At 55.9% G+C, this 8332-nt stretch carries 7 protein-coding genes; 6 read left to right on the forward strand and 1 reads right to left on the reverse strand.

Annotated elements, in window-relative coordinates; genetic code table 11:
* Positions 1–179 precede the first annotated feature (179 nt).
* Positions 180–2375, forward strand: a complete 2196-nt coding sequence (locus GHO32_RS21625; RefSeq protein WP_153336690.1) for a bifunctional diguanylate cyclase/phosphodiesterase — start codon at positions 180–182, stop codon at positions 2373–2375.
* A gap of 167 nt (positions 2376–2542) precedes the next feature.
* Here GHO32_RS21625 and GHO32_RS21630 read toward each other — a convergent pair whose 3' ends face one another.
* On the reverse strand, positions 2543–2848 hold the full coding sequence (locus tag GHO32_RS21630; protein WP_123751965.1) for a DUF2288 domain-containing protein: 306 nt from the start codon (positions 2846–2848) through the stop codon (positions 2543–2545).
* A 358-nt stretch (positions 2849–3206) separates the two neighbouring features.
* On the opposite strand from GHO32_RS21630, the gene GHO32_RS21635 reads away from it, so the two are divergent.
* The 5 genes from GHO32_RS21635 (at position 3207) to GHO32_RS21655 (ending at position 8223) form a co-directional block, all read left to right on the forward strand.
* A complete protein-coding gene (locus tag GHO32_RS21635; RefSeq protein ID WP_368668499.1) occupies positions 3207–4334 on the forward strand; it encodes a branched-chain amino acid ABC transporter substrate-binding protein in 1128 nt (375 codons plus the stop codon).
* A 246-nt stretch (positions 4335–4580) separates the two neighbouring features.
* Complete coding sequence (livH, locus tag GHO32_RS21640; RefSeq protein ID WP_123751934.1) at positions 4581–5504, forward strand: high-affinity branched-chain amino acid ABC transporter permease LivH; 924 nt, start codon at positions 4581–4583, stop codon at positions 5502–5504.
* On the forward strand, positions 5501–6757 hold the full coding sequence (locus GHO32_RS21645) for a high-affinity branched-chain amino acid ABC transporter permease LivM (RefSeq protein ID WP_153332397.1): 1257 nt from the start codon (positions 5501–5503) through the stop codon (positions 6755–6757). Before livH ends, GHO32_RS21645 begins: the two co-directional genes overlap by 4 nt.
* Positions 6754–7521 (forward strand): high-affinity branched-chain amino acid ABC transporter ATP-binding protein LivG, encoded by a 768-nt coding sequence (gene livG / locus GHO32_RS21650; RefSeq protein ID WP_123751932.1) that lies wholly within the window; start codon positions 6754–6756, stop codon positions 7519–7521. Before GHO32_RS21645 ends, livG begins: the two co-directional genes overlap by 4 nt.
* On the forward strand, positions 7522–8223 hold the full coding sequence (locus GHO32_RS21655) for an ABC transporter ATP-binding protein (protein ID WP_123751931.1): 702 nt from the start codon (positions 7522–7524) through the stop codon (positions 8221–8223).
* Positions 8224–8332: the final 109 nt, after the last annotated feature.

Below are 8332 nucleotides of genomic sequence, written 5' to 3' on the forward strand. Positions count from 1 at the left end.
GAGGCAAGCTCGCTCCTACAGATTTTCAACCTCACTTCGCGATTAAAAACTAATTGTTTATTACGAAATGATTAGCATCATATAGCCACCACCCTCCCCCGCCTTATCCCAGCCTCTACACTGAAAACACGTCAGCACCTGTTGACTAGCAACACTTGGACTCAGTGCCGAGGGCCGCAATGGAATGGTTCGAATGGCAGTTTCTCAGCTCACATGCTGAGCACGGCCTCCAGACACTGCACAGCAGCCACAACCTGTACCTGGTGTTTCTTGCCTGGCTGGTGGCCTGCGCCTCGAGTTTGGCCGCGCTGCACATGGGTGAACGTGCCGCCAATGCAGAAAAACCGACAGCCAAAACGGTCTGGCGGTGGCTCGGCGCTAGCTGCCTGGCAGGCGGTATTTGGGCCATGCACTTCATCAGCATGCTGGCCTTTGAGTCATCGCTTGAGGTTCATTACAACCTGAGCATCACCATCGGCTCGCTGGTTATCATCTGGGTCAGCGCTCTGATTGCCATGCACCTGCTCAACCAACCCGGCCTTTCGCGTACACCCTTAATGCTCGCGGCGCTGATTTTTGGCCTGGGCATCGGCGGCATGCACTACACCGGCATGACTGCCATGCACTCCAACAGCGAGCAGCACTACGAATTCATCGGCGTTGCCCTTTCATTAATCCTGGCCGTGGGTGCCAGTTATTGGGCATTGCAGATGGCCATAGCCTTGCGCACGACCCACGGTATAGCCCATCAGTTTTTTAAATACGCCATCAGCCTCACCGCGGGCACCGCCATTCTATGCGTCCACTTTATTGGCATGTGGGCGTTGCACACGCTTTCGCCAGAGGGCGACATCAACCAGACCCACATTGAAACCAACCACTGGCAAGTCGCCCTGATGGTCGCCATGATCACGCTGCTGTTGATCGGCAGCAGCATCAGTGCCGCCTTGGTCGACAAGAAGCTGCAGCAAAAAGAACACGACCTGGCACGGGTCAATGCCCTGCTCAGCCAGCTTGATGAAGCCCGCATGTCATTGCAGCAAGTGGCGCATTACGATCCGCTGACCAACCTGATAAATCGGCGCGGCTTCAACCAGATCTTTGCTGAAAAACTCGCAGACGCGGCCGCCAAGAACAGCAAACTGGCGGTGCTGTTTCTCGATATCGATCACTTCAAGCGGATCAACGACAGCCTGGGCCACGACGCAGGTGATGAGTTGCTCAAGACCATTGCCAATCAGATCAGAGGCGCCGCTCGCAATCACGGGGATGTGGTGGCGCGATTTGGCGGCGACGAGTTTTGTATTTTGATCGACATCCACGATCGCGACGAAGCGCAAAGCATGGCCAAGCGCATCATGCACACGCTCAAAGAGCCCATCGAGCTGACGGGCAGGCGCATGGTCATGACCACCAGCATTGGCATCAGTGTGTTCCCGGACGACGGCACCAGCAGCATTGAGCTGCTCAAGCACGCGGATCTGGCGCTCTATCAATCCAAGGGCGGTGGCCGCAACAGCCTGAATTTTTTCAGCCCGAACCTGACTACCCGCGCCTCACTGGAACTGCAAATCGAAGAGGAACTGCGCCAGGCGCTGAATGAAGACACCGGGTTGCTTTTGCACTACCAACCCATCATCGACCTGAAGCTGGGGCGAGTCGCCAAGCTGGAGGCATTGATCCGCTGGCAGCACCCGGAACATGGCCTTCTCGGCCCGGATCGTTTTATCAATATTGCTGAGGCCAACGGGCTGATAGCCGAACTGGATCATTGGGTGTTACGCAGAGCCTGCACCGACCTGGCCACGCTTTCACGACTCGGCTGGCAGCAGCTTGGGGTTGCCGTGAACTGCTCAGCCCTCAATCTGGTGCGCGAAGAACTGGCTGAAGACATTGAAAATGCGCTGTATTCATCCGGGATCGCCCCGCATCGGCTGGAACTGGAAGTCACTGAAAACGCGCTGATGGGCAATATCAGCAATACCTCGCAGCTGTTAAGGCAGATACGCGCACTGGGCGTGTCCTTATCGATTGACGACTTTGGCACCGGGTACTCGTCCCTGGCCTATTTAAAACGCCTGCCCCTCAATACCCTGAAAATTGATCGCTCATTTATCCAGGACATCCAAACCTCCAGCCAGGACATGGAAATCGTTCAGGCGATTATCGTCATGGCCCACACGCTGCAACTGCAAGTGGTGACCGAAGGTGTCGAAACCCCCCAGCAACTCGAGCTTTTAAGTCACTACGGTTGCGACTTTATCCAGGGCTATCTGATCAGCCGCCCTGTGCCGTTTGAAGCGCTGTCCGGCGTGCTGGAACAGCTCAATCAATCTCACCGCTTTGCATCGGGCTATTCGGCGCTTCAACTGTAGTGACGTAATCGCCAGCCATTTCGCAGCGACCCATTTAGCGAAATGCCACAGAACTGACTGTGGCGTTTCTCTACGGCAAGTGGCCACTATTGTGAAACCAGTTACTGGCCTACACACCACCTCGCCCAAATCGCACCTCAATAAACGCTCCTGTTTGGTGCGCTCAATTAATTTTTTGCCCTTTCCTGGACCATCACCCAAGGCGAAACCACTACGGCCCACAGCTCAGGATCACGTGCATTAACGTCTAGCGCGTGCTCTGCAGTCATCTTTCCAAAGACGCCAGAAGCCATCCAGGCCTTGATCTTCTCTGCTTCATCCTGAGTCACGGCAATGGCCGCGTCGATCAAGTCCAGTGCGGGGTCAACCCACAACAAATCACCTTTGGCGAAGAACGGCTGCAACACCTTCCATTCAATTGTTGAGGTCTCACCAAGCAGCTTGGCATAGAGGGTGCTAGGTTCTTGATTCATGGGATTCACCAGGTAAAAAAATCGGCGCAATGATAGCGCCGCGCACCCGGTAGAAAAACCCGAAAAGAGGTATGGAAACGAGGAAAGAGCGACGCGCCAAGGACGAACCTGTTGAGCTGGCAACATCCCGATATAGATCAACAACATAATCCGCCGCCATTCTGTCTCTTTCTTTCGTTTAAGCGACATTTCCTGCTTTTTCTCCCGGTAGCCCGCTATTCAAGCGTTGAACCGGCGCTCTACACTGTACCGGTACAGTTGCAGGGGAGATAGGTCGGGAATTTCGCTCAGAAAAAACCCGGTCCGGCTGCCTTGGCTTCCAGGACTATAAAAATTACAACAGAAGAGTGGAGCACCAATAAAGATGGCTAAGAAGCAGATTACTAAACTGTTTGCCGCTATGGTTTTGGCCGGGGTTGCCAGCCATTCGTTTGCTGCAGACACCATCAAGATCGGTATTGCTGGCCCTAAAACCGGGCCTGTGACCCAGTACGGCGACATGCAGTTCATGGGCGCCAAACAAGCTATCAAAGACATCAACGCCAAAGGCGGTGTCGATGGCAAGATGCTGGAAGCCAAAGAATACGACGACGCTTGCGACCCAAAACAAGCCGTCGCTGTCGCTAACAAAGTGGTCAATGATGGCGTCAAGTTCGTTGTAGGCCACTTGTGCTCCAGCTCCACTCAGCCGGCTTCGGACATTTACGAAGACGAAGGCATCATCATGATCACCCCGGCTGCTACCAGCCCGGACATCACCAATCGTGGTTACAAGCTGGTCTTCCGCACCATTGGTCTGGACAGCGCCCAAGGCCCGGCAGCGGGCAACTACATCGCCAAGTTTGTGAAGCCTAAAGTCGTTGCTGTCCTGCACGACAAGCAGCAATACGGCGAAGGCATCGCGACTGCAGTCAAACAGACGCTTGAAAAAGACGGCATCAAGGTCGCAGTTTTTGAAGGCGTCAACGCTGGCGATAAAGACTTCGCGTCCGTCATTCAGAAGCTCAAACAAGCCAACGTCGACTTCGTGTACTACGGCGGCTATCACCCTGAACTGGGCCTGATCCTGCGCCAAGCCAAAGAGAAAGGCCTGAACGCCAAGTTCATGGGCCCTGAAGGCGTGGGCAACGACTCCATCTCGCAAATTGCCCAGGATGCTTCCGAAGGTCTGCTGGTCACTCTGCCGAAATCCTTTGACACAGACCCGGAAAACAAAGCGATTGCGGATGCCATCAAGGCTGACAAGCTGGACCCGAGCGGCCCGTTCGTGTTCCCGGCTTACTCTGCGGTTGAGCTGATTGCCCAGGGCATCACCGCCGCCAAGAGCGAAGACCCGGCCAAAGTGGCTGAAGCCATCCATGCTGGCACGTTCAAAACCCCTACTGGTGATCTGAGCTACGACGCCAAAGGTGACCTCAAAGACTTCAAATTCGTGGTCTACGAATGGCACTTCGGCAAGCCTAAAACAGAAGTAAGCCCTCAATAAGGGTCGGTTCTTGATCTGACTACAAAGCCCACTGCGCGAACGGTGGGCTTTGTTTTAGGGCCGTAGGCCCACAGAAATTGGGCCGCGCTTTCGTGATCCGAAAGTCTCCCCACCTGAAAATCTTTAAAACCGTCACCAGCGGTTCGCTGGCAAAAGACCTGTGCTCAAACGGCTAAAAAAGCGTACGAAACAGGCCGGAAAATGACTCCACCAGTGAAATGCGTCTCAGGTTTTTAGGAGCTTGTAATGCCTGACATCTATCACTTCTTCCAAATGCTGGTTAACGGCCTCAACGTTGGCAGCACGTATGCCCTGATCGCCATCGGCTACACGATGGTTTACGGCATTATTGGAATGATCAACTTCGCCCATGGCGAGGTGTACATGATTGGTTCCTACATTGCGTTTATCGCCATCGCCGGTCTGACCATGATGGGCCTGGACAGCGTGCCATTGCTGCTGACCGGGGCGTTTATCGCGAGCATCGTAGTAACCAGTTCCTACGGCTACAGCATTGAACGGGTGGCTTACCGTCCCTTGCGTGGCAGTAACCGCTTGATCCCCTTGATCTCTGCCATTGGTATGTCGATCTTCCTGCAAAACATGGTGCTGCTGTCCCAGGACTCAAAAGACAAATCGATTCCTAACCTGATCCCCGGCGGCTTCAGCTTCGGCCCGGGTGGTGCGAGCGAAGTTGTCGTCTCCTACATGCAAATCGTGGTTTTCGTCGTCACTCTGGTGGCCATGCTCGGCCTGACCCTGTTCATCTCCCGTTCACGCCTGGGCCGCGCCTGCCGCGCCTGCGCCGAAGACATGAAGATGGCCAACCTGTTGGGCATCAACACCAACAACGTGATCGCCCTGACCTTCGTGATTGGTGCTGCCCTGGCAGCCGTTGCCGCTGTTCTGATCAGCGTTCAATACGGTGTTATCAACCCCGGCTCCGGCTTCCTTGTAGGGCTTAAAGCCTTTACAGCAGCGGTATTGGGCGGGATTGGCAGCATTCCCGGCGCGATGCTCGGTGGCCTGGTGCTCGGCGTAGCTGAGGCCTTTGGTGCTGATATTTTCGGCGACCAGTACAAAGACGTCGTGGCATTCAGCCTGCTCGTGTTGGTACTGCTGTTCCGTCCGACCGGCATTCTGGGACGTCCGGAGATTGAAAAAGTATGATCAGGAATCTTAAAGCGGCGCTCTTCAGCGCCCTGTTGGTCTGGGCCGTCGCCTACCCGGTACTCGGCCTGAAACTGACAATCGTCGGGATCAACATTGAAGTTCACAACACCAGCACCTTCACCCTGAGCGTGATTGCGATCTGCTCTTTGCTGATGTTTTTACGCGTGCTGTTCCACCACCAACTGAGCGCTGCCTGGCGTGCGTCACCGGGCTTACCGAAAGTCCCTGCCAAAGCGACCAACTTCCTGACCCTGCCCAGCACCCAACGCTGGATCATTCTAGGGCTGGTCGTTGTAGCGTTGATCTGGCCGTTCTACGGCTCGCGCGGCGCCGTCGACATCGCCACCCTGATCCTGATCTACGTGATGCTGGGCCTTGGCCTGAACATCGTGGTCGGCCTGGCCGGCCTTCTGGACTTGGGCTATGTGGGGTTCTACGCGGTCGGTGCCTACACCTACGCGCTGCTCGCGCATTACTTCGGCCTGAGCTTCTGGGTGTGCCTGCCATTGGCGGGGTTGATGGCCGCAACCTTTGGTTTCCTGCTGGGGTTCCCGGTGCTGCGCTTGCGCGGTGACTACCTGGCGATCGTGACCTTGGGCTTTGGTGAAATCATCCGTTTGTTCCTGCGTAACCTGACGGACATCACCGGCGGACCGAACGGCATCAGCAACATTCCAAAACCTACCCTCTTTGGCCTCAGCTTCGACCGGACTGCTGCCGAAGGCATGCAAACCTTCCACGAATACTTCGGTATCGCCTACAACTCGATCAACAAGGTCATCTTCCTGTACCTGATCGCGCTGGTACTGGTGCTGATCGTGCTGTTCGTGATCAACCGTTTGCTGCGCATGCCGATTGGTCGCGCGTGGGAAGCCCTGCGTGAAGACGAAATCGCCTGCCGCGCACTGGGCTTGAATCCGACCATTATCAAACTGTCGGCGTTCACCCTGGGCGCTACCTTTGCCGGTTTCGCAGGCAGCTTCTTTGCCGCTCGCCAAGGCCTGGTGACCCCGGAATCGTTCACCTTCCTTGAGTCGGCGATCATTCTGGCGATCGTGGTACTGGGTGGCATGGGCTCGCAACTAGGCGTGATTCTGGCGGCCGTGGTGATGATCCTGCTGCCAGAAATGATGCGTGAATTCAGTGAGTACCGGATGCTGCTGTTCGGAGCCCTGATGGTTGTGATGATGATCTGGCGGCCACAAGGTCTGCTGCCTATGCAACGTCCTCACCTGGAGCTGCGAAAATGAGCCGCGAGTTACTGAAAGTCAGCGGCCTGAGCATGCGCTTTGGCGGCTTGTTGGCGGTGAATGGCGTAGCCCTGACCGTTCAGGAAAAACAGGTTGTATCGATGATCGGCCCTAACGGTGCCGGTAAAACCACCGTGTTCAACTGCCTGACGGGCTTTTATAAACCGTCTGCGGGAACCATCCTGCTCGATGGCGAGCCGATTCAAGGGCTGTCTGGCCATGAAATCGCCCGCAAAGGCGTGGTGCGCACTTTCCAGAACGTTCGTTTGTTCAAGGACATGACTGCCGTTGAGAACCTGCTGATCGCACAGCACCGTCACCTCAACACCAACTTCCTGGCCGGTCTGTTCAAGACCCCGGCGTTCCGTAAAAGCGAGCGCGAGGCTATGGAATATGCCGCGTACTGGCTGGACAAGGTCAACCTGACCGAGTTCGCCAACCGCCCGGCGGGCACCTTGGCCTACGGGCAGCAACGCCGTCTGGAAATCGCTCGCTGCATGATGACGCGCCCGCGTCTGCTCATGCTCGACGAGCCCGCGGCGGGCCTCAACCCTAAAGAGACCGAAGACCTCAAGATGCTCATCAGCGTACTGCGCAATGAGCACAACGTGACGGTCTTGCTGATTGAACACGACATGAAACTGGTCATGAGCATTTCCGACCATATCGTGGTGATCAATCAGGGCACACCTTTGGCCGACGGGACCCCGGAGCAAATCCGCGACAACCCTGACGTGATCAAAGCCTATTTGGGGGAAGCGTAAATGCTGCAGTTCGAAAACGTCTCGACCTTCTACGGCAAGATCCAGGCCCTGCACAGCGTCAACGTCGAAGTGCGTCAGGGTGAAATCGTGACCCTGATCGGTGCCAACGGTGCCGGCAAATCGACGCTGATGATGACCTTGTGCGGTTCGCCGCAAGCCCATAGCGGCAGTATTCGCTACATGGGTGAAGAGCTGGTGGGCCTGACTTCGGCGCAGATCATGCGCAAAAGCATCGCGGTCGTGCCGGAAGGTCGTCGGGTATTTGCCCGCTTGACCGTAGAAGAGAACCTCGCCATGGGCGGGTTCTTTACTGAAAAGCACGATTATCAGGAGCAACTCGACAAGGTTCTGCACCTGTTTCCGCGCCTTAAAGAGCGCTTTACACAGCGCGGCGGCACCATGTCCGGTGGCGAGCAACAGATGCTCGCCATTGGCCGTGCGCTGATGAGCAAGCCCAAGCTGCTGCTGCTCGATGAGCCGTCGCTGGGGCTGGCGCCGATCATCATTCAGCAGATTTTCGACATCATCGAACAACTGCGTGATGAAGGCGTGACCGTGTTTTTGGTTGAGCAAAACGCCAACCAGGCGCTAAAAATTGCTGACCGCGCCTACGTGCTGGAAAACGGCCGGGTGGTCATGCAAGGCACTGGCGAGCAACTGCTCAACGATCCAAAAGTGCGTGACGCGTACCTGGGCGGTTAACCCTGCCTGCTGCACAAAACGGCCCTTCGGGGTAATGCCAGTCAGTTAAGCTGACTGGCATTTTTATTTTCGGGTCGGATATTTTGCTGGGCGCTGCTTCACTGCTCGC

It is taken from the genome of Pseudomonas sp. FSL R10-2189, assembly GCF_009600325.1.
GTDB classification, from domain to species: domain Bacteria; phylum Pseudomonadota; class Gammaproteobacteria; order Pseudomonadales; family Pseudomonadaceae; genus Aquipseudomonas; species Aquipseudomonas helleri.